This is a genomic window from Pseudomonas neuropathica (assembly GCF_015461835.1).
Taxonomy (GTDB): Bacteria; Pseudomonadota; Gammaproteobacteria; order Pseudomonadales; family Pseudomonadaceae; genus Aquipseudomonas; species Aquipseudomonas neuropathica.
In genome coordinates this window covers 325,462-344,047 of sequence record NZ_JACOPX010000006.1, presented here as the reverse complement: position 1 = coordinate 344,047, position 18,586 = coordinate 325,462, and the positions used below count along the sequence as shown (strand labels likewise).

Below are 18,586 nucleotides of genomic sequence, written 5' to 3'. Positions count from 1 at the left end.
CCGACGAGGGGAAACCCTCGTCGAACCCCGCTGCCACACCTTGGCTGGCACTCGGCCACGGCTTGCGCCCCCCAGCCCCGGCTGTCACCCTTCGGGCCGTTCTCAAGGATCAGAACCAGGAATCACGGATGAGTGGCTACGTACCCAACCCCCCGAAAAATTATCGTTACGAAGAAGCCAAACCCGTCGATATTCACGCCCAGCGCTGGGCGGAATATGAGAAGCACGGGAAAGAACCTGCGCGCGAACCTGAGAAAATCGGCATCGCGTTGAGGATTGGGGTTTTCTTTGATGGCACTGGGAATAATGCGAATAACACGGCGGCAGGATTGCTGTGTGGGGCGCAGCATCCGATTGCGCCTCAGGATATTCCCGTCAGTTGCATGCCGTACATGAGTGACCCGGACAGCAGTTACGGAGCCGGACTCACCAATGTTAAAAAATTGCATGATCTATATAAAAAGACCGAGAAAGCCGAGGGCGCTGGCGCCTTTAAATGCATATCACGTCCTATCTATGTCGACGGTATTGGCACTGTAAACAATGAGAAAGACAGCGCCGTAGGCTCTGGCATGGGTCGCGGTGATACCGGTGTCGCGGGACGTGTTCAGGCGTCTTTCGCACAAATAAAACAAACCATCGAAGAAGTCCTGCTAGATAGTCCAGGCAGTGAAATAGTGTCTCTGACTTTTGATACGTTTGGCTTCAGTCGTGGAGCAGCAGCTGCACGGCATTTCTCAAATGAAATCGTGCGAGGCAAGCAAGGACCTCTAGGAAGCTTGTTGAACAACAGCGCCAAAGATTTCAGCCGCAGTTTTGATAGCCAATACGGAAACGGTATCAAAATGGGATTTATCGGCCTGTTCGACACAGTGCCATCCATCGCCGGTTTTACCAACCTTGGTCAAGTGACGAGCCCTATCGCTCCCGGTGTGAAGCTTTATCTGGATCGCAGGTTCTTCAAAGATGTTGTCCATCTCGTAGCTCGCGATGAGTGCCGCGCAAACTTCGCGCTCAGTCGCGTTAAGCCCGACCATCCGGAATACACCTTTCCCGGCGTCCATTCGGATATCGGAGGAAGCTACCTCGACGAAGTCGAGGAATGCGTATTGGTCAGTCCCATGCAAGCCCTTGAAGTCTCAGTCCAAACTGACGTTGCAACTACATCGATCTACCGGGATGCTGCACGCCTGAAAAGTCAGTGGGTTGCCAAAGGGTGGCCTGCAAATCTACTGGAAGTTGTCACACCGGCCGCGCTCTTACTCCCTACGGACAATCAGGATCGACTGGCGCCCCGAGAAAAACGTGTGTACGCCGCGCTGCAACTCAAGCGACCAGTGAGCGGCAAGCTCTCGCGCGTCTACTTGAGAGTCATGTATCAACTGGCGAAGGAAAAGGGCGTCCAATTCATCGATATGCCTGAGAGCGATGAGTACGCCGTGCCAGATGACCTGCAAGCGTTGTGTAATCGTTTGGTCGCTGGCGACTACAGCGTCACGGCTGAGGAAGAAAAGCTGCTAAAGCTCAAATACATTCACTCCTCCGCGAACTGGAACCACCCCCTCGGCAGGAGGGATGCAAGCGGCATAGAAGCCGTTTACATCAACGCGCCGACGGCAGACGCAATTCGCGTACAACACCCACACGTACCTGATTGGAAGCTTTGGTAATGAGAGCGTTGATTGTTCTGCTGGGCGTTTTTCTGTTGGCGGGTTGCCAGACGAGAGCCGCAGAAAGTGGCGAAAGTGACCCTAAGTCCCCGTGGTGGCAACTAGGGTTTGTTGAGCCGGACTACATGAAAATATGGGTAGAGGACAGCTCCGTTCTGGACATTCAAAACAGGATGTTTTTCAAGGCAGGAGGGAGAACCGCTGCCGGAGGTGAACCTGAAGATGGCACAGAGTCCGCCCGTGGTTGGGGCACTGTCAGTGGCTCTGGTATTCCGGTAACAGGTGCCGATCTTCCCAAACTCATCTTCGTTCGTTGGCAGTCCATATCAGAGCAGAAGACCTACAAGGGATTCATCGAAATCCCAGAATCAGCCAGACAATTGATGGTGGACTCAACGCACCAACGTTGCCCGGAAACTCCTGAAAGAGCTGCACGATATATGGCCTCGCTTTACGTGGGGCTAGCTCCAGGTGGTGTATTGCAAGCGTGGGTCAGAGACTCATGCCATCGCCCGATCCAAGTCGCACATGCCCAAGGCGAAGTTGAACCGCTAGGCCCGGAGCAGGGGAAGCACGGGGGGCGTTACGCCTATCCAGTGAGTGAAAAGGCCCAGCGCTATATCGACAAGTACGGTATTCCGTATGGAAGTTGGTAACCATCATCCGATGAAACAACTTACAACGATGCTTTGTGTCCTGTTGATTAGCGGTTGCCAATCAAACGATCTGCTATCAGCCAAAAACGACCCCAAATCTCCTTGGTGGGAGCTAGGCTTTACCGAACCTGACTACATGAAGGTCTGGGTTGAGGACACTGCCGTTGAAGACATCAAAGGAAAGACGTTTCTTCGTACGGGAAAGGGATCCGCATCGGGTGGGCAGCCAGAAGATGGAACAGAGTCGGCGCGAGGCTGGCACGGTGTGGGCAGTTCCGCGAAAGCAGTAGTGGGTGCTGATCTCCCGAAACGGATCTTCGTTCGCTGGCAGTCCATCGTAGAACCTCAGACCTATCGAGCCTGGGTGGATATACCCGAAGAGGCTAGGCAATTGATGCTGACATCCGTGAATCAACGCTGCGCGAAAACTCCAGACCAGACAGCTACCTATATATCTTCGGTCTATCTGGGTTTAGCTCCCGGCGGGGCGATCCAGGTTTGGGTAAGAGACTCATGTTACCATCCGGTCGAAGTGGCGAAAGCGCAGGCCGAAATCGAACCGTTGGGGCCGAGTCAGGGGAAAACCCAAGGGCGATACGCTTATCCCGTCAGTGAAAAGTCCAAGCGGTATATCGAAAAATTCGGAATTCCTTACGGTAGTTGGTAAGCGGTAAACCAATGAAGCAATGCATTGTTGCGGTATGCGTGTTGTTCCTGAGCGGCTGCCAGTCTGCCTCTCCTCTATCCGGGAAAAACGACCCGAAATCCGAATCGTGGGAGCTTGCGTTCACCGAACCCTATTACATGAAGGTTTGGGTTGAGGACAGTGCCGTCGAAGACATAAACGGCAAGCTATTCACGCGCACAGGAGGAGGGACGGCCGTTGGCGGAGAACCAGAAAATGGCAAAGAGTCCGCGCGCGGTTGGCATGCAGTAGGCGCTGCTGCGAAACCAGTGATTGGCGCTGACTTGCCCAAGCGCATTTACGTGCGCTGGCAATCCATTGTCGAGCCGCAGACCTACAAGGTTTGGTTGGATGTGCCTGAAGAGGCGAGGCAACTGATGGTGCAATCGGTTAGTCAGCGGTGCCCGGAAACACCGGAGCAGCAGGCCAGCTATAGCGCATCTATATATCTGGGATTGGCACCAGGGGGCGTTGTACAGGTTTTTGTTCGGGACGAGTGTCATCGTCCCGTCAAGGTCGCCAGAGCACAAGCAGAAATTGAACCGCTAGGGCCTAAACAAGGTAAGAACCCAGGGCGCTATGCCTATCCCGTCAGCGAAAAGTCCAAGCGGTATATCGAGAAACACGGCATACCGTACGGGAGTTGGTGATAGACACCTAGGAGACACTCCTCTTGCCTCTCTTTTAGTGGCGTTGTTTTGAGTAATCATATTGACAGCTACCGCGTGAATGCTGGTTCAACGAAGGTCCGCTTTCGGCCATTAGCTGCCATTCCTGACAAGCAGTAATTGACCCAAAGCCCCCTCCCAACATCACCTGCGCAATACTGTCCAACATAATCGCCGGCGAATTTTCAACAATAAATTCTGACTCAATATCACACCCTAAGACCATGCCCTGCTATTGGTTTTTGGAACTCTGTCTCCAGCGCTTTCAAGCAAGCCCGAGCTGCGTTGATGCTTGAAAGTATTCCCGAAGAGAAAACTCAGGAGCTGCATTTGAGAGAGAGAGTGGGTGGAAGTAACTTGATTTTACTAAGGCTAGAGCTTTAATCTAGGCGCAGAAAGGGTGTGCGTTTTAAGTGGGCGCGGAATTGCTTTTTCAGAAAATTTTGCTTAGTGGATTTTGTTTTTAGAGGCTGAGAGCTGGTTTTATGGATAAGGCTAAGATAAAGGTAGTAACTGTCGGGCATATGCCTTTGCATTTGAACTTGAAGGTGGTGTCTTGTTGGGTTTCTGATGTGTTTGAGTTGGTAGGAGAGATTGATAGTTTTTCTCTGACTTGTGATTCTGATTATGGGGGTTGGGGGTTTTCCGATCGTTCGTTAAAGAAACAAATTCCTGAATTTTATGGTGCCGATTTTACAGTTGCATTAGTTAATATTCCAATTGAAGAAAATTGGTATTCAAGGCTATTGGGTGATAATAAATTTGTTTTTACATTCCATCAAATAAAAGAAATTTTAAGCCTAGATAATATTCCTCTTGAAAATGCGGCTTTGCGAGTTTTGTACAGCTATACACTGCTATATCGTCGCGCCGGAAATAAGATACCTGAGATCGATGCGGTAGTAGGGTTCACTCATGATGAAACCCGCGGCTGTATTTTCGATATGAATGGCATTAAGTCGGATATTGTGGAGTCATGTAATAAACCGATTATTTGTAGCGCGTGCGAAGAGCGATTGCGTAGCGAGCGCGTCGCAACCCAAGTCTTAAACTCTGCTAAGAAAGAGATCAAAAAAATACGAAAGCATCTCTATTTTCGATTCTTCGATTTTGTCAAGGTCAGACCGGTCATTGCTTTGTTGATATCGAGCGTGTTCGCCGTGACCCTAGGTGTGATTGGTTCGCTAGTCGCTTCTACTATATATGATGCTGTTAAGGGTGGTGTGGATAAAGGTATTGTGGAAGCTAAGAAATGAAATAAAATGAGCTTATCAATTGCTTTGGTGATTGTAAGTGTTTTCGAGAAATTCTTGGTTTTAGATTTATAAGTTGGCGGGCGTTTGAGGGATCAATGATATTTAGCGGGAGTAGGATATGCAGGTAGAGCCCATGAAGAAAATAGACACGACTAAATTGCAAAAAGGGGATATTATTTTATCTACCTCAATTGATTGCTTTAGTGAGGCCGTAAGGTCTGTGACGAATAGTGATGTTTCTCATGCAATGATTTATGTGTCTGACGGGTCAGTGATGGACTCGACAGGGGAAGGAGTGCAAGCAAGGAACATACAGAAGATATTTTACCCCCAAGGATGTGCTTTGTATGTTTACAGATTGAAGGTCGGTTTGTCTGAGTCTGATGCTAAAAAAATTATTCATTACGTGCGCACTGAAACCGGGACGCCATATGACAAAACTGGTGCGGGTCGAAGTATACATAACCCTAAATCTCAAGGCGGTGATAATCAATTTTGTTCGAGGCTTGTTGCAAGAGCGTATGAGGTGATAGGTGTGAAGTTGACGGAGAATCCAGACTTCGCTACACCAGCTCAAATTAAACTCTCACACAGCTTAGAGCCCGTAGAGGACGCGGTGATCGATGTGGACGAATTCGAGATTGAAGTTTTGAGTCGCGACGTTGACACGACTGAAGAAATGAGAGTGATTACAAGTGATCTGCTTGAAGATGTCAGAGGATGGATGCCAAAAATACGAACTCTAAATGATATAACGAAGTCTCTGCTCGCTAAGCCTGGTCTCGATAGGAAAGTTCTTTCCTCATACAAGCGCTCTGGTTACCTAGATTTCTGGAAGGTTGAAGTTTCTAGGTTTCCCTGGCGGTATAACTATGATCTGATGATTAATGCTAAATGCCAATATAATTTTCAAGACTTAGTTGAATACTGTAGGTCTACTGTTCGACAGAACGAGCAAGGGGACTATGATCATTGGAAAGCGAATGCTGAAGAGTATAAAAAGCTCTATAGACATAAGCGGTTGAGGACATTTGAACAATTGGCGATTCTTTACCACTCCCTCAGCGAACATCAAAATATTCGTCTGATAAACGCCAAGCGCTTCTTGGTAGAGCACGCTGATGTGATTTCACAACAGTAGGCCTGAAGCAGGCAGTCGTTTCGCAGCACTGGAATCATGATGTCGAGAGGCAGTGTTCTCTAGAGTGTTGGCGCTAACGCCGAATTGCCCCAGTGACCGATGCCACACTGACCCAACACCAATGGGCAAAAATCCAGCACTGGTAGTGGCTTACGAGGGTAGGAGCGTGGGTCAGTGAAGTTTTGGTAGCTGGGCCAATCCTGCTCAGGCGATAACACTAAGTTGCCATTGGCGGAAATCAACGAGCTAGCCAGCCACGTGAACTATTATGTAACTCGGATTACCTTTGCTTTTACGCATGCTAGTTTGAAGTCTACCGGTGAGCGTTTCACTGTGTAGCTGCAAGTCGCGAGTTTGATGTGACGGGAAATTCGAGGTCTAGCCAATAACAATGATGATTTATTCCGAGCAGTCGATGCCGGCTCGGAATGCAGGTGCCTAGAATGTCTAGAGTATTTTAATGAGGTTGTGTTCGCCTTAATTTATTATAGATGAAGTCCATTGAAAGATTGCTGGCGACTTCGTTTCTGGTGTCATATTCAAAACTCCCGCCAATGTAAGCTCTCACGATGAACGATAGGTTTACGTGACTATCTTCGTGCTCAATATTGTATAAAGAATGAATGGCTTCGATTTCGTCGGCGTACTGCTTGAATTCTGTAGTGTCAATCGAGATGATTAAGTCAATTCTTCGCATTTCAAATTCGGACTCAATATAAACACTTTCTTCGGGTAGTCCCTTAATGGATTTGATCTCGGTGTGCTCTAATCCCTCAAATATATCTGAATTGATGTCGAGAACAGGTGTTAATTTTTCGGAGAACAATTTGGTTTCTAAGAGCTCGCTAAGCTCGTTGTTATTCATTGCGTTTATAAGATTTTCTGTTTCGGAAATCAGGAAGCTTTCAAGGTCATCTAATAGTTTATGTTGATCGAAGGAGTGGTTTATCTTGTCGACGTTTTCTTTCACGAAATCATATATGTTTAGATATGGCTTGATCTCTGCTTTTATGTTGCGCTCACTTATGTCTTTCAAAAGCTCATCGTTGAACGATATGGTTTTATCTTTTATTTGGTAGAAGTCGCTTTTGTTGTTTGTGATGAAGGCGACTTCTCCTTCGATGCCGTTTGAAGATAGGTGGTCAAGGAAGGACAGCCAAATTAGTGTATCTCTGTAGCCTTTTTCTTCATTGGTAAATGGCTTAATCGATTCGATTGCTCTTTGAACTACCACGCTATGGGGGATTCTGTCGTATTCAATTCTCGTGATCCATTCCACTCGGTCTTTCAGCACGTCGACAAGATCGTAGGATTCAAATCCAAGGTTATCCATGTCGAGGTTTAAGTTGTTTCGATTTAACTGATTTCCTTTTTTTAGAGTCCTGGTCAATTCAGAATGAATCTCGCGAACTTCACGCTGCCTTATGTTGTTTGTTTCTTGGATGACTAGGTTTGACAGCAATAACTCATGATCTAAGTTGTTTAGAAAGTAAAACAAGAGCTTGAAGTGTGCGTTGCTTGCAAACCAGTGTTTATAAAACACATTTGTATCTAGAAAGACTCTCATTAAATCAACTCTGAAAATTCTCGTTATGCGCTGCTCAAGATAGCTAATACGTAAGCTGCCGGTTTCTTTTTTGATCCGTTGAGGCGAATGATGCCAGATTATTAAAGTTTTTCTATGCCCGTTTGGTGGTGTCTTCTAATGCCCTCTTTAGCTTGATTTTAGCCCTTCGGCCCCGGCTGCTTTGGGTCGATAGCTGCCTCCTGTGAGCGACTGCGTTTGGTCGAAAGCAGCCCCATCCGTAACTCCCTATCAGTCCGAGTACTGCCAGATCAACGAATCCAAATACGACCTCATCCAGCAACAATGTCAAACGCAGAGCTACCCAACACCTCCCCATTAACCAAAACCCTCACCCCATGCCGCCCCAAAAAATGCTTCCGCGTCGTAAAATCCCTAATCACCTGCCGCCTCCCCACAACCACACTCCCAAACCCCGCCAACACCACCGTCTTCAACTTAAAAACCTTCCCCGAAACCCCGCCATTCGCCTTCACATAGTCAATCGCATAATCAATCACCAACCGCTGTTCATGCGCCACCGTCGACTTCACCACAAACGACAACGTAATCGCTTCCCCCAACCTGACCACCGCCGGCTCAACCCGCACATCCAACAACTCAACCTCAGCCTTCGCCCCCGCGCCAATCACCGTCAACGCCCGCAAATCCCCCTGCTTGATCAAACTCCGCAACGCATGCTTCGCAATCCACGCCGTGTGCTTGTTCTCCAACGACCAACCTTCAATCGTGTCCAGCACCCACTCCGGATGCACTTTCGTCACATCATTCAGATGATTCGCCACAGACTTGCGCACGTACAAACTCTCATCCGCCTTCAACCGATCCAGTATCCCGGCGGCCAACTGCGGATTCGCCTGCACCGCTTCCAACCGAAACGACCAAGGCAGGCGAGGGCGGCTACCTTCACTGGCTAACCGTCGAACGTGGTGGTTTTCGTCTCGGGTCCAGTCGTGCATCCGTTCCAGCGAGCGCTCTAGGTCGCTGCGCAGAAAGTGGCGGATGGCGAATTCGGAGGAGCCGAAGGTGGTGAAGTACTTGAGGGCGTCCATGGAGGTGTCGAACGCATGTCTGCCGTAGCTGGCGACGTAATGCGGCAGGCACATGCTGACGAAGCCGCTGTTCAGCCTTGGTGCGAGTTCACGTAATACATCGAGGGAATCTTCGTAGTCCAGCGGCAGCACGGCGTGCAGGCTTTCGCTAACCCGCGCCATGCGTTGCATCACTGATAATTCAGCGAGTCCGTCCTGGGCGTGCTTGAGAAACGCCTTGGCCTTGAACGCCGGGTACACGGCGCTCATTTCGCGGGCGATGTGTTGCAAGCGCTCGGCGTTGAAGATTTCCTTTAACGCCGGGGCGGCGGTGTCGGTGGTGCTCATGGTCAGGTCATCGGGGTGCTGACGAACGCTTCGAGGGTTTCGGCGTAGGCGGTGTATTGGGCGATGTGGGGGTAGCGGCGGGTGTCGATCTGGTCGGGGACGACGAGGCCGGTGAAGCTCCAGGCGACGGCGAGGCTGATGCCGGCCTGGGTGAGGGTGCCGTCGGTGGGCAGGCCGGTTTTTTCCAGTTCTTGCTCAAGGGCGGTGAATGCGGCGGCGAGTTGGCCTTCGACGCGTTCGACCCACGGTTGGTATTGAATGTCGGCCGGGCGCAGGTTGCGTTCGTAGTAGAGCTGCACGGCTTTTTCGCAGGCGGCGAGGCTGAGGCCGATCAGACGCAGGGCGTGGGCGCGTTGTTTCAGGTCGGTTGGCAGCAGGCTTTTGCCGGAGCTGGCTTCGAGGTAATCGAGGATGAGGGTCGAGTCCATCAGGACCACGCCGTCGTCGAGGATCAGCGTGGGGGCTTTGACCACCGGGTTGATCTGCTGGAATTGCTCGAAGTGGCGGAACACCGAGACCGACTCGTGTTCGAGGTCGATGCCAAGGCGTTTGGCGGAGATCGCCACGCGGCGCACGTAAGGGGAGTCCAGCATGCCGATCAGTTTCATGACGCGTTCCTTCAAGTCAAACCGGTGGGAAGGCATAACCTAGCCGACGCTGAGGCAATTGTCAGTCGTCGAAGCCGGGTTGTTCGTGAATCTCATCAACATTCAGTTCCAGCCGATACGCCACCGCCACAAACAACGCCTGACACAAACACAACGTCGCACTCAGCGAACGGAAGGCGAGGGCGCTGCCTTCGTTTATCAGCAATACGCTGTCGGCGAGTTTTGCCAGTGGCGAGAGGTGGCTGTCGGTGAGGATCAGGGTGTTGGCTTGTTGCTGTCGGGCGAAGCGCAGGCAGTGTTGGGTTTCTTTGGCGTAGGGCACGAAGCTGATGGCGATGACCAGATCGTTGGCGCGCACGCTGCGCATTTGCTCGCGATAGCTGCCGCCTAGCCCGGACACCAGGTGAATTTTTTTCTGAGTGTGTTGCAAGTTGTAAACGAGGTAGTCGGCGACGGCGAAGGAGCGGCGCACGCCGACGACATAAATGTTGTCGGCGTTGACGATCAGGTCGACGGCTTTCTCGAACGCGGCGTCGTCGAGTTCGCGGCCCAGGCGTTCGATGCCGGAGCGGGTGGCGTCGATGCATTCGCGGGCGAGGTCGCCGGCGCTGGCTTGCTGCGACTGGTCGGCGATCATGCTGCGGATGCGTTGCTGGTAGTTTTGCACCGGCGAGGCTTTGTGCGTGTAGGCGCTGCGGAACAGCGCCTGCATTTCGCTGAAGCCGCTGAAACCGAAGCGTTGCGAGAAGCGCACGATGGCGGACGGGTGCACTTCGCACTCGCGGGCGATGTCGCTGATGCGGTCGACCATGATCCGGTCGCTCTGTTGGCTGATGTAGCTGGCGATGCGTTTGAGCTGGCGCGGCAGGGCGTCGTATTCGTCGGTGATCAGTTGCAGCAGGCGCTCGGCATTGATCGGGGGGCTGGCGAGTGAAACCTCGTCGGTGGCCGGCAGATCGGGGCGGGGCATAGGTCATCCTTCAGGCTGATTGATCACACGGTGGGCCTGATAGTAGGGGGGCTTTTGCGGTTCTGCTTTGCTGAAACGATGCAGTGCGTGGTAAAAAATTGCGTCTGAGCGCTGTGTGGTTAGCCGTTTGTCTTCTATATACAGCCGCTCGACTGAATTTCTTGCTATAAACGCACTCCGATGGCCGTGTGAACCCTGTGTCAGAGCAGTTTCCGGGCGTTGTCGGACAAATTCCCTGTATTTACAGTTGCTGAGGCCTCGATCGGGCCTTAGACTGCCGCCCCTCGTAAATTGAGTGCCGGGTGGCATTTGCAATAAACGATGCCTTTTCGCCGACCGCACGCGGTTCGCCGAAACGCTCCCTAATTCGCCTTAATGCACGTTTTTTTATAGAGATATCAATGACAAAGGACAAGTTGCTGGCCATGCCGGCAGATGACTACATGAATGCAGAGCAGCACGCTTTCTTCACTGAGCTGTTGCAGAACATGAAAGTCGAAACCCACGAGCGCATTGAGCAAAATCGTATCGCCATCGAAAGCCTGGACACCCCGGCTGACCCGGCGGACGCGGCTTCGGTTGAAGAAGAGCGCACTTGGCTGGTGAACGCGATCGATCGCGACCAGCGCATGCTGCCGCAACTGGAACAAGCCCTTGAGCGCATCAAGGAAGACAGCTTTGGCTGGTGCGATGACAGCGGCGAGGCCATTGGCCTGAAGCGCCTGCTGATCAGCCCGACCACCAAGTACTGCATCGAAGCTCAAGAGCGTCACGAGCAGATCGACAAGCACCAGCGTCAGGCCTGATTCTGTGAGGTGACCCTTTCGATAGGGGCACCTTGAAAAGATCGCAGCCTTCGGCAGCTCCTACACGGGCGTTGCTGGAGGCTGCGATCTTTGTTTTTGCTCGTCTGCAATAAGCCAGCGCCGTTCCATTGACCTGCCACAGACCTCACGACTAACGGACCATGGATAATGGCGTTGTAGTGGCGTTTAATGCAGTCACAACAATGAGAACAAGCGTGGGGTGTTGATATGACGAGAGACGGATCTCTGGTTGGGGCTTTGCCTGCACCAGTGCTTTTGCCGAAAAACCGCTGGATCGCGCCGACCCTGCAAAGCATCGCCCTGGTGCTGTTGCTGGCCGGCCTGACGCTGGGTGGATGGTCGCTGTACATTGGCATGCCGCTGGCGGTGCTGATTGTCTGGCTGCCGCGCCTGCGCTCCCGCGCCATCCCCGATGCCCAGCCTGCCGACACGGGCAGCGCCATGTCCGAACTGACCCGCGACCTTTCCTACACCACCAGCCATAACGCCTTGTCGGCGGCCGGCGTGGCGTTTTCGGTCAAGGAACTGGCGAGTAAACTCGAATCGCAACTCGATGCGGCGGCGCAGATCGTCAGCAACGCTGAGGTGATGATTGCGACCGAGCACGCCACTTCACAGCTCAGCCGTGCCGCGCTTGAGGCGGCCAGTCAGGCGCATCACAGCAGCGCAGCGGGGCGCACGGAACTGCTGGATTCGATCGCGCGCATGCATCAACTCAGTCAGCGCGCCAATGCCAGCCGTGAATTGATCGAAGCCTTGAGTCTGCGCAGCGACGATATTCAGCGCGTGACCCTGGTGATTCAGTCAATTGCCAGTCAAACCAATCTGCTCGCATTGAACGCGGCGATCGAGGCAGCGCGAGCCGGTGAGCATGGGCGCGGTTTTGCCGTGGTCGCGGATGAGGTGCGTGGATTGGCGGCGCGCACGGCGTCGGCCACCGGTGAAGTGGGTGAGATGGTCGCCGATATTCAGCAACGCACGGCGCAGGTGGTGGAGCAGATTCGCGAGTTGTCGAGTGATCTGCAGATCGGTGTCGAGCAGGTTGAACACACCGGCCAGCATCTGGAGAACATCGCGCGACTGGCTGCGGGTGTGGAAAGCCAGGTCGGTGAAATCGCTCAGGGTGCGGAAACCAATCGCGAGCAACTCGACAGCCTGTTCAAGGCCATCGAGCAGATGCGCAGCGATCTGGCGATCAGCGATCAACAGACTCGCCGCCTCGCTGAAGCGGCGGTGCAAATGGAAGGGCAGGCGGAAACCATCAGCGAGCGGCTGGCCGAAGTCGGTCTGGATGACTATCACCAGCGCATCTACGATCTGGCCCGCGAAGGGGCGAGCCAGATTACCGCGCGGTTCGAGGCGGATGTCGAGCAGGGCCGGGTCAGCCTTGAAGACCTGTTCGACCGCCAGTATCAGCCGATCCCGAATACACAACCGGCGAAGTTTCAGACCCGTTTCGACCGTTACACCGATCAGGTGCTGCCGGCGATTCAGGAGCCATTGTTGCCGCGTCACGAGGGGCTGGTGTTCGCCATTGCCTGCACGCAGCAGGGTTATGTGCCGACGCACAATCAGCTGTTCAGTCAGCCGTTGACCGGCGATGCGCAGGTCGACGCGGTGAACAATCGCACCAAACGCAAGTTCGCGGATCGCACCGGCATTCGCTGCGGCAGCCATCAGCAACCGGTGTTGCTGCAGACTTACACCCGCGATACCGGTGAACTGATGCATGACCTGTCGGTGCCGATCATGATCAAGGGGCGGCACTGGGGTGGATTGCGCTTGGGCTATAAGCCGGAAAAACCGCGCTGAGGGATTGTTACTTTTGGTGCAATGAATCTGTGCACGGAGCTTGCTGTTTCCGCTCGAAAGAAACCATTAATCTGCCCGCTTAGTTAGGTTGCTAATGATTTCGGGAGGGCTGCATGCAGTGCAGAGTTGATGTTGCAGTGATGATCGGCAGTGGCGTGCCGGCCGGTTTGCGCGCAATGGGGCAGAGTGTCTGCTGGGTAGTGTTGCTCAACGGCGAGCGTCGCGGCACCGCGTTTGCCAGTCGTAACGAGGCCGAAGAGTGCAAGGCTGCGTGGCTCGCGCAGTTGCACGCCGAGCCGGGTGACAGCCTTCACTGAGCCCTGGTTATTTGCCTCGGTGCAGGCGGACATTCAGTTCATCGACCATCACCGCTTCCTCTCCATCGGCCCTTAGCCATTCCTTGAGCAGTTGCGCCTGTTGCGGTGACCAGAAATCGGCGTCAATCAGTTTGGTGTTGGCGTCCAGTGGATGTGCCTCGATGAAATCGTCGATTGCGTTACCTTCTGAAGGCAACCCCAGTTGATCGAACAGGGTTTTCAGATCGTATGCTGGCAGTTCCATCGTGTACTCCTTCAATAGGCGCCGGTAGGGCGCAGTTGATCGCTCTCTTTATCTGAGGCATCCACTCGCCAGGAGTTCGATCTTTGACTCAAGTGAGCGGGCGAGGGCGCAGGCTTCGTTGTGATCTTCACGGAAACCTCTTACGCGCCCGGTCGATGTTTCCTTTATATGGAAGAAAGCGTTGCCGGCGGGCACCACCTGGAAACGCGGGTAATCGTCGTTGATCGTGGTGGCACTTAGTATCAGCGGCGATTCGATCCGGGCGTCAACGGTCATGGCAAAGTGAGTCCGAGTGCACATATGAAGTCCTTTTCATCAGTTGGCCGGTATTTACCGGCCGTTTCGGGTAGTCGGAATGAGCATCGCTGCTCTAGAATCGCCAGTACCTGTTGACGACAGGGCTTATCTAAAGCAATTTTTCGCCAGCGATATGTCGGAGAAGTGCTTTTTTTCGTGAGAATTTTCCCTAAAGTTCGTAGTCAGACTGCTCTTGCCGACGCTGAGGATTTTTCCTTCAGGCTTTGGCGACATCGGGATGAGTTTCGCGAGTGACAATCCAGTAGTCTTACCAACCTCGCGTTGAATGAGCACTCTGCTCAATTCGGGCTTTATTGATTTATTTGCAGTGACATCGGCCTGGCCGTTTTTTTGCCGTGCGCGTTTTCCGTGTGCGGTTTTTTCAGATGTGGGGATGTTTCTTTGGCAGTCAGTAATCTCGATATGCATGCTTTGTTCGTGTTGGGTGATTTGCGTGCAAAGCTGGTCAAGCTGTTCCAGTCGCGTTTTGTTTACATCACCGAGCAGAACGCCGAAGGCATTTACGTGGCCGAGATCGACACCGAAAGTGCCTTGGTGGTCGATGACAAACCGGGGCTCAAGCTTAAGGTCGGCGATCATTTCAGTGCATCGGTTTTGCCCAGCCGCGAAGGCGGCAAGATGGATCTGCGTTTTCGCGAAATCAAACTCACGGTCTATGGACTGGGCGATTACGCTTTCGTCGAAACCGCTGACGGGCACGCCATCCTGTTCAAGGAAGGCCATAGCGTGGTGACCGTGTTCGCCGCCCATGAGCAATTGCAGGAAGGCCTGACCAAGACCCTGAAAGCCGTTACGGCCAAAGCTGCCAAGTGGCGCAAGGGCGAACTGGTGACGTTCAAGGCCAGCGAGTGAGCCGCGCGGATTTCCATTCGCAGAACCTCGACACTGCACGCGAGGAAGCCCAGCGGTTGTTCGCCGCCAAGGCGCAACTGCAAGGTGCCTGGCTGAATTGGGTGGCTGCGCAGATCTACCAGTTGCGCCCCGCGGAATACGCCAGCATGGTCAGACGCGAGCTGCGAAGCCTGCAGGAAAAGTCTGATTCATAACCTCGTCCGCAGCATGGCCCGGAAAAAGCAGGAACCTCGGCTACAGTCAGTTGACTGAGTATTCAGAGGCTTGCGGTCTTCTGTCAGGCCAACCTGCCATTGCTGTGAACAGCACGAGGTGCAATGCATGAACGGATTTCGACGGTTATTGGCCGCCAGCGTGGCCACGTTTGGTTTGCTGGCATCAGCGCCATCGGTGCTGGCCGCCCAAGCGCCGATCCATTTTGCCGACCTGAACTGGGAAAGCGGCAGCCTGATTACCGATGTTCTGCGGGTCATCGTCGAGAAGGGCTACGGCTTGCCGACCGACACCTTGCCTGGCACTACCATCACGCTGGAAACCGCCTTGGCCAACAATGATATTCAGGTCATTGGCGAGGAGTGGGCCGGGCGCAGTCCGGTGTGGGTCAAGGCTGAGGCCGAAGGCAAAGTCGTCAGCCTGGGCGATACCGTCAAAGGCTCTACCGAGGGCTGGTGGGTGCCGGAGTACGTGATCAAGGGCGACCCGGCCAAAGGCATCAAGCCGCTGGCGCCGGATCTGCGCAGCGTCAGTGATCTGAAAAAGTACAAGGACGTGTTCAAGGACCCGGAAACCCCGAGCAAGGGTCGGTTCCTCAATAGCCCGATCGGCTGGACGTCGGAAGTGGTCAACAAGCAGAAGCTGACGGCTTATGGTCTGCAGGACGATTACACCAATTTCCGCAGTGGCTCGGGGGCGGCTCTGGACGCCGAGATCAGCTCATCGATTCGTCGCGGCAAGCCGGTGCTGTTTTACTACTGGTCACCGACTCCGCTGCTGGGCAAATTCAAACTGGTGCAACTGGAAGAGCCGCCATTTGATGCCGAGGCGTGGAAGACCCTGACCGATGCTGATAATCCCAACCCAAAACCGACCCGCTCGCTGGCGTCGAAGCTGTCGATTGGTGTGTCTACGCCGTTCCAGAAGCAGTATCCGCAGATTGCCGAAGTCTTCAGCAAAGTGGATTTTCCGATCGAGCCGTTGAACAAGGCACTGGCGGACATGAGCGAGAAGCACACGGCGCCGCGTGATGCGGCGGTGGCCTTCATGAAGGCGCACCCGGATGTGTGGCAGGCCTGGTTGCCGAAGGATGTGGCGGATAAGGTTTCGGCTGATCTGAAGTAAAGGGTTGAGGCTGATGGCCTCATCGCGAGCAGGCGAAGGCCTACATTTTGAATGCATTCCCCTGTAGGAGTGAGCCTGCTCGCGATGCTTTTAAAACTTCATCTGCACCGCCAGTTCGAAGGTGCGCGGTGTGCCCAGGTAATACGCCGGCGAAACATGCGCAAACTCGGCATACACCTCATTGGTCAGGTTACGCACGCGCCCGGTGACAGTGGTGTGCGAATCAACCTTGTAGCTGAGAAAGCTGCCGAACAATGTGTACGACGGCACGGTCATGGTGTTGGCCGTGTCCGCATACACCGACGCCACATATCGTGCATCCACCCCACCTTGCCATTGCGGCGAAAAATCATAAGTCAGCCACAGATTGCCAACCCGATCCGGCACGTTGGTCGGCGTGTTGCCCTTGCGTGATACCACCACGCCGGCGGCATTCTTTTCGGTGAAATCATCGTATTGCGCATCGACCCAAGCGAAGTTGCCTTCAGCCAGCAGCTTGTCGGTGATCCGCAACGAGCTGGCGATCTCTAACCCTTTCGACGTCTGCTGACCGACCGGAATACTGCTGGTCGGGTCCAGTGGGTCCGTCACGGCGAAGTCCTTTCGCTCGATGGTGTAGGCCGCAATCGTCGCCGAGCCGCGCCCGTTCAGATAATCCAGTTTGCTGCCAATCTCCCATTGCTTGCCGGTGGAAACGTCGAAGTCCTGTGTGCCGTTCGGTTGCTCGGCGGCGGTGCTGTATTGCACGTAGACGTTGGCCGATGGAATGAATTGGTACGTCAGGCCGGCGCGGCCGGTGACTGGTTCCCAACTGCGCTTGAGGTGTTTCGGGTTGGTGGCGGTTACCGTGCGATGGTTGGTCACGTCGAGTTCAATGTCGTCATAGCGCAGACCGGTGAGCAGCGACAGTTTGTCGGTCAACGCTAAACGGTTTTCCACGAACAATGCTTTGGTGGTGACCTCGTTGGTTTTGTCGCTGATCAGCTTGGGGTTGGTGCCCGGAATGTCGTAAAAATGCCCCGGACGGTAGTTGTTCGGGTCAACCGAGCTAGCACCTTTGACGTTCAGCGGCGAGTTGGTGGTCTGGTTGACCTTGTATTCGAAGCCCCCCGACCACGTCGTATCGAGACCGAACAGCGTGTTGTCATGGCGCAGTTCGAACTGGTTGCCGTTCTGCTCACCCTGATGGCGCACCTGATACGCAGTGGAGCGATTCACCGCGGTGTTCTCGGCGTTGTATTGGTAGGTTTCGAGGTTGCGGTAATCGCGTTGGCTGTCGAGGTGGTACAGCGTGTTGCGAAGAGTGGTGCTGTCGTTGATCCGATAGTCGATGATCGAGCGAATCCAGATCGTTCGCTGCTCGTAACGACCGTCCTCGACGTTGTAGTTATTGAAGCGATTATGTTTATCGATCTTCAACTCGCCGGCCTTGGGATTGAGCACGGGCGTGCCCCAGTACGGACTGTCTTCGTGTTCATCCTGATATTCCAGGGCCAACGTGTGCGACAGGTCGGGGGTGAGGTCACTGAGTAGCGAGAACGCCACGCTCCAGGCATCGCGCTCCTGGCGGTCGATGTAGCCGTTGCTGGTGTTGTGACTGACGTCGAGGCGCGCGTAGTGCTGCACGTCGGCGCTCGGGTCGGTGAGGGCGTGGTTGAGGCCGAAAGCGGTTTCGCTGGTGTCGTAGGTGCCGTAGCTGACCCGGCCTTCAACCGCTTGTTCATCACGGGTGGCGAGTTTGGTCACGTAGTTCAGTGATCCCCCCACCGAGCCTGCGCCGTTGATCAGCGACGACGGGCCACCGACCAGTTCCACCCGATCATAGATCCATGAATCGACGGGCCGCGCGAGTCCGCCGGAGACGTTGATGCCGTTGAACATCTGGGTGATCTGGCTGCTGGTGAAGCCACGATAGGAGACGAAGCCGCCGAATCCTGGCGGTGCGCTGGCGTTGACCCCGGGCAAGGTGTTGGCGGCGTCCTGGAAGTTCTGCGCGCCATGGCGTTCGATGTCATTGCGATTGGCGATGGCCACCGAGGCCGGCGTGTCGCGCACGCTCAAACCCAGTCGCGAGGCCATGCCGCTGGATTGGTCGAGGCTCAGACCCGGTTCTGCGCCGGACTCGCCATCAATGGTGATCGGCGCCAGATCCACGGTGGATTGTGCCCAGACGTTAACGGACAGGCAGCCGCACAGGCTCGCCAGCAGAGTGAGTTGTTTCATCATTGAATCCTGAATGCTTGTCTAGGAGTCAGCGCAC

The 18,586-nt window shown here is 54.0% G+C and carries 20 protein-coding genes; 12 read left to right on the top strand and 8 right to left on the bottom strand.

Going from position 1 to position 18,586, the window contains the following annotated elements; translation table 11 throughout:
- Nucleotides 1-128: 128 nt before the first annotated feature.
- From H8F23_RS11030 to H8F23_RS11005, 6 genes are all read left to right on the top strand, one after another.
- Nucleotides 129-1,670 (top strand): phospholipase effector Tle1 domain-containing protein, encoded by a 1,542-nt coding sequence (locus H8F23_RS11030; protein WP_194934395.1) that lies wholly within the window; start codon nt 129-131, stop codon nt 1,668-1,670.
- Complete coding sequence (locus H8F23_RS11025) at nt 1,670-2,326, top strand: DUF2931 family protein (protein WP_194934394.1); 657 nt, start codon at nt 1,670-1,672, stop codon at nt 2,324-2,326. The genes H8F23_RS11030 and H8F23_RS11025 overlap by 1 nt, the downstream gene beginning before the upstream one ends.
- A gap of 10 nt (nt 2,327-2,336) precedes the next feature.
- Nucleotides 2,337-2,993, top strand: a complete 657-nt coding sequence (locus H8F23_RS11020; protein WP_194934427.1) for a DUF2931 family protein — start codon at nt 2,337-2,339, stop codon at nt 2,991-2,993.
- A gap of 11 nt (nt 2,994-3,004) precedes the next feature.
- On the top strand, nt 3,005-3,661 hold the full coding sequence (locus H8F23_RS11015) for a DUF2931 family protein (protein WP_194934393.1): 657 nt from the start codon (nt 3,005-3,007) through the stop codon (nt 3,659-3,661).
- A gap of 503 nt (nt 3,662-4,164) precedes the next feature.
- Nucleotides 4,165-4,935, top strand: a complete 771-nt coding sequence (locus H8F23_RS11010) for a hypothetical protein (RefSeq protein WP_194934392.1) — start codon at nt 4,165-4,167, stop codon at nt 4,933-4,935.
- A 133-nt stretch (nt 4,936-5,068) separates the two neighbouring features.
- Entirely contained in the window at nt 5,069-6,076 is a 1,008-nt protein-coding gene (locus H8F23_RS11005; protein ID WP_194934391.1) for a YiiX/YebB-like N1pC/P60 family cysteine hydrolase, read from the top strand.
- 457 nt (nt 6,077-6,533) lie between these two features.
- Here the strand turns inward: H8F23_RS11005 and H8F23_RS11000 are convergent, their stop codons facing one another.
- The 4 genes from H8F23_RS11000 to H8F23_RS10985 all read right to left on the bottom strand — a co-directional run bounded on the left by H8F23_RS11000 (nt 6,534) and on the right by H8F23_RS10985 (nt 10,618).
- Complete coding sequence (locus H8F23_RS11000; RefSeq protein ID WP_194934390.1) at nt 6,534-7,643, bottom strand: PIN domain-containing protein; 1,110 nt, start codon at nt 7,641-7,643, stop codon at nt 6,534-6,536.
- 290 nt (nt 7,644-7,933) lie between these two features.
- Nucleotides 7,934-9,040, bottom strand: coding sequence for a DNA alkylation repair protein (locus H8F23_RS10995; RefSeq protein ID WP_194934389.1), 1,107 nt, complete (start codon nt 9,038-9,040; stop codon nt 7,934-7,936).
- 2 nt (nt 9,041-9,042) lie between these two features.
- Nucleotides 9,043-9,648 carry a glutathione S-transferase gene (locus H8F23_RS10990; RefSeq protein WP_007910713.1) on the bottom strand — a complete coding sequence of 202 codons (606 nt, stop codon included), beginning with the start codon at nt 9,646-9,648 and terminating at the stop codon, nt 9,043-9,045.
- Nucleotides 9,649-9,709: 61 nt separating this feature from the next.
- Nucleotides 9,710-10,618 carry a MurR/RpiR family transcriptional regulator gene (locus tag H8F23_RS10985; protein ID WP_194934388.1) on the bottom strand — a complete coding sequence of 303 codons (909 nt, stop codon included), beginning with the start codon at nt 10,616-10,618 and terminating at the stop codon, nt 9,710-9,712.
- Between the two features lie 401 nt (nt 10,619-11,019).
- Here H8F23_RS10985 and H8F23_RS10980 point away from each other — a divergent pair, with 401 nt between their 5' ends.
- The 3 genes from H8F23_RS10980 to H8F23_RS10970 all read left to right on the top strand — a co-directional run bounded on the left by H8F23_RS10980 (nt 11,020) and on the right by H8F23_RS10970 (nt 13,574).
- Entirely contained in the window at nt 11,020-11,424 is a 405-nt protein-coding gene (locus tag H8F23_RS10980) for a TraR/DksA family transcriptional regulator (RefSeq protein ID WP_003225981.1), read from the top strand.
- Nucleotides 11,425-11,652: 228 nt separating this feature from the next.
- Nucleotides 11,653-13,257 (top strand): methyl-accepting chemotaxis protein, encoded by a 1,605-nt coding sequence (locus H8F23_RS10975; protein ID WP_194934387.1) that lies wholly within the window; start codon nt 11,653-11,655, stop codon nt 13,255-13,257.
- A 113-nt stretch (nt 13,258-13,370) separates the two neighbouring features.
- Entirely contained in the window at nt 13,371-13,574 is a 204-nt protein-coding gene (locus H8F23_RS10970; protein WP_194934386.1) for a hypothetical protein, read from the top strand.
- 7 nt (nt 13,575-13,581) lie between these two features.
- On the opposite strand, the gene H8F23_RS10965 is transcribed toward H8F23_RS10970, so the two are convergent.
- The 3 genes from H8F23_RS10965 to H8F23_RS10955 form a co-directional block, all read right to left on the bottom strand.
- Nucleotides 13,582-13,818, bottom strand: coding sequence for a DUF2789 family protein (locus tag H8F23_RS10965; protein ID WP_007910733.1), 237 nt, complete (start codon nt 13,816-13,818; stop codon nt 13,582-13,584).
- 48 nt (nt 13,819-13,866) lie between these two features.
- Nucleotides 13,867-14,118: a hypothetical protein gene (locus H8F23_RS10960; protein ID WP_099758699.1), complete on the bottom strand. Its 252-nt coding sequence runs from the start codon at nt 14,116-14,118 to the stop codon at nt 13,867-13,869.
- A 102-nt stretch (nt 14,119-14,220) separates the two neighbouring features.
- A complete protein-coding gene (locus H8F23_RS10955) occupies nt 14,221-14,544 on the bottom strand; it encodes a hypothetical protein (RefSeq protein WP_194934385.1) in 324 nt (107 codons plus the stop codon).
- On the opposite strand from H8F23_RS10955, the gene H8F23_RS10950 reads away from it, so the two are divergent.
- From H8F23_RS10950 to H8F23_RS10940, 3 genes are all read left to right on the top strand, one after another.
- Nucleotides 14,539-14,988, top strand: a complete 450-nt coding sequence (locus tag H8F23_RS10950) for a hypothetical protein (protein WP_176471300.1) — start codon at nt 14,539-14,541, stop codon at nt 14,986-14,988. The genes H8F23_RS10955 and H8F23_RS10950 overlap by 6 nt on opposite strands.
- Complete coding sequence (locus H8F23_RS10945) at nt 14,985-15,182, top strand: hypothetical protein (protein ID WP_194934384.1); 198 nt, start codon at nt 14,985-14,987, stop codon at nt 15,180-15,182. The genes H8F23_RS10950 and H8F23_RS10945 overlap by 4 nt, the downstream gene beginning before the upstream one ends.
- 127 nt (nt 15,183-15,309) lie before the next feature.
- The gene (locus H8F23_RS10940; RefSeq protein ID WP_194934383.1) at nt 15,310-16,326 is read left to right on the top strand and encodes an ABC transporter substrate-binding protein; all 1,017 of its coding nucleotides are present in this window, start codon (nt 15,310-15,312) and stop codon (nt 16,324-16,326) included.
- A gap of 90 nt (nt 16,327-16,416) precedes the next feature.
- Here H8F23_RS10940 and H8F23_RS10935 read toward each other — a convergent pair whose 3' ends face one another.
- Nucleotides 16,417-18,549: a TonB-dependent receptor gene (locus H8F23_RS10935; protein ID WP_194934382.1), complete on the bottom strand. Its 2,133-nt coding sequence runs from the start codon at nt 18,547-18,549 to the stop codon at nt 16,417-16,419.
- Nucleotides 18,550-18,586: the final 37 nt, after the last annotated feature.

What these genes read in the sequence shown, in the direction of transcription:
- H8F23_RS11030 (WP_194934395.1), top strand. Translation starts at nt 129, where the DNA reads ATGAGTGGCTACGTACCCAACCCCCCGAAAAATTATCGTTACGAAGAA.
- H8F23_RS11025 (WP_194934394.1), top strand. Translation starts at nt 1,670, where the DNA reads ATGAGAGCGTTGATTGTTCTGCTGGGCGTTTTTCTGTTGGCGGGTTGC.
- H8F23_RS11020 (WP_194934427.1), top strand. Translation starts at nt 2,337, where the DNA reads ATGAAACAACTTACAACGATGCTTTGTGTCCTGTTGATTAGCGGTTGC.
- H8F23_RS11015 (WP_194934393.1), top strand. Translation starts at nt 3,005, where the DNA reads ATGAAGCAATGCATTGTTGCGGTATGCGTGTTGTTCCTGAGCGGCTGC.
- H8F23_RS11010 (WP_194934392.1), top strand. Translation starts at nt 4,165, where the DNA reads ATGGATAAGGCTAAGATAAAGGTAGTAACTGTCGGGCATATGCCTTTG.
- H8F23_RS11005 (WP_194934391.1), top strand. Translation starts at nt 5,069, where the DNA reads ATGAAGAAAATAGACACGACTAAATTGCAAAAAGGGGATATTATTTTA.
- H8F23_RS11000 (WP_194934390.1), bottom strand. Translation starts at nt 7,643, where the DNA reads ATGAGAGTCTTTCTAGATACAAATGTGTTTTATAAACACTGGTTTGCA.
- H8F23_RS10995 (WP_194934389.1), bottom strand. Translation starts at nt 9,040, where the DNA reads ATGAGCACCACCGACACCGCCGCCCCGGCGTTAAAGGAAATCTTCAAC.
- H8F23_RS10990 (WP_007910713.1), bottom strand. Translation starts at nt 9,648, where the DNA reads ATGAAACTGATCGGCATGCTGGACTCCCCTTACGTGCGCCGCGTGGCG.
- H8F23_RS10985 (WP_194934388.1), bottom strand. Translation starts at nt 10,618, where the DNA reads ATGCCCCGCCCCGATCTGCCGGCCACCGACGAGGTTTCACTCGCCAGC.
- H8F23_RS10980 (WP_003225981.1), top strand. Translation starts at nt 11,020, where the DNA reads ATGACAAAGGACAAGTTGCTGGCCATGCCGGCAGATGACTACATGAAT.
- H8F23_RS10975 (WP_194934387.1), top strand. Translation starts at nt 11,653, where the DNA reads ATGACGAGAGACGGATCTCTGGTTGGGGCTTTGCCTGCACCAGTGCTT.
- H8F23_RS10970 (WP_194934386.1), top strand. Translation starts at nt 13,371, where the DNA reads ATGCAGTGCAGAGTTGATGTTGCAGTGATGATCGGCAGTGGCGTGCCG.
- H8F23_RS10965 (WP_007910733.1), bottom strand. Translation starts at nt 13,818, where the DNA reads ATGGAACTGCCAGCATACGATCTGAAAACCCTGTTCGATCAACTGGGG.
- H8F23_RS10960 (WP_099758699.1), bottom strand. Translation starts at nt 14,118, where the DNA reads ATGTGCACTCGGACTCACTTTGCCATGACCGTTGACGCCCGGATCGAA.
- H8F23_RS10950 (WP_176471300.1), top strand. Translation starts at nt 14,539, where the DNA reads ATGCATGCTTTGTTCGTGTTGGGTGATTTGCGTGCAAAGCTGGTCAAG.
- H8F23_RS10955 (WP_194934385.1), bottom strand. Translation starts at nt 14,544, where the DNA reads ATGCATATCGAGATTACTGACTGCCAAAGAAACATCCCCACATCTGAA.
- H8F23_RS10940 (WP_194934383.1), top strand. Translation starts at nt 15,310, where the DNA reads ATGAACGGATTTCGACGGTTATTGGCCGCCAGCGTGGCCACGTTTGGT.
- H8F23_RS10935 (WP_194934382.1), bottom strand. Translation starts at nt 18,549, where the DNA reads ATGAAACAACTCACTCTGCTGGCGAGCCTGTGCGGCTGCCTGTCCGTT.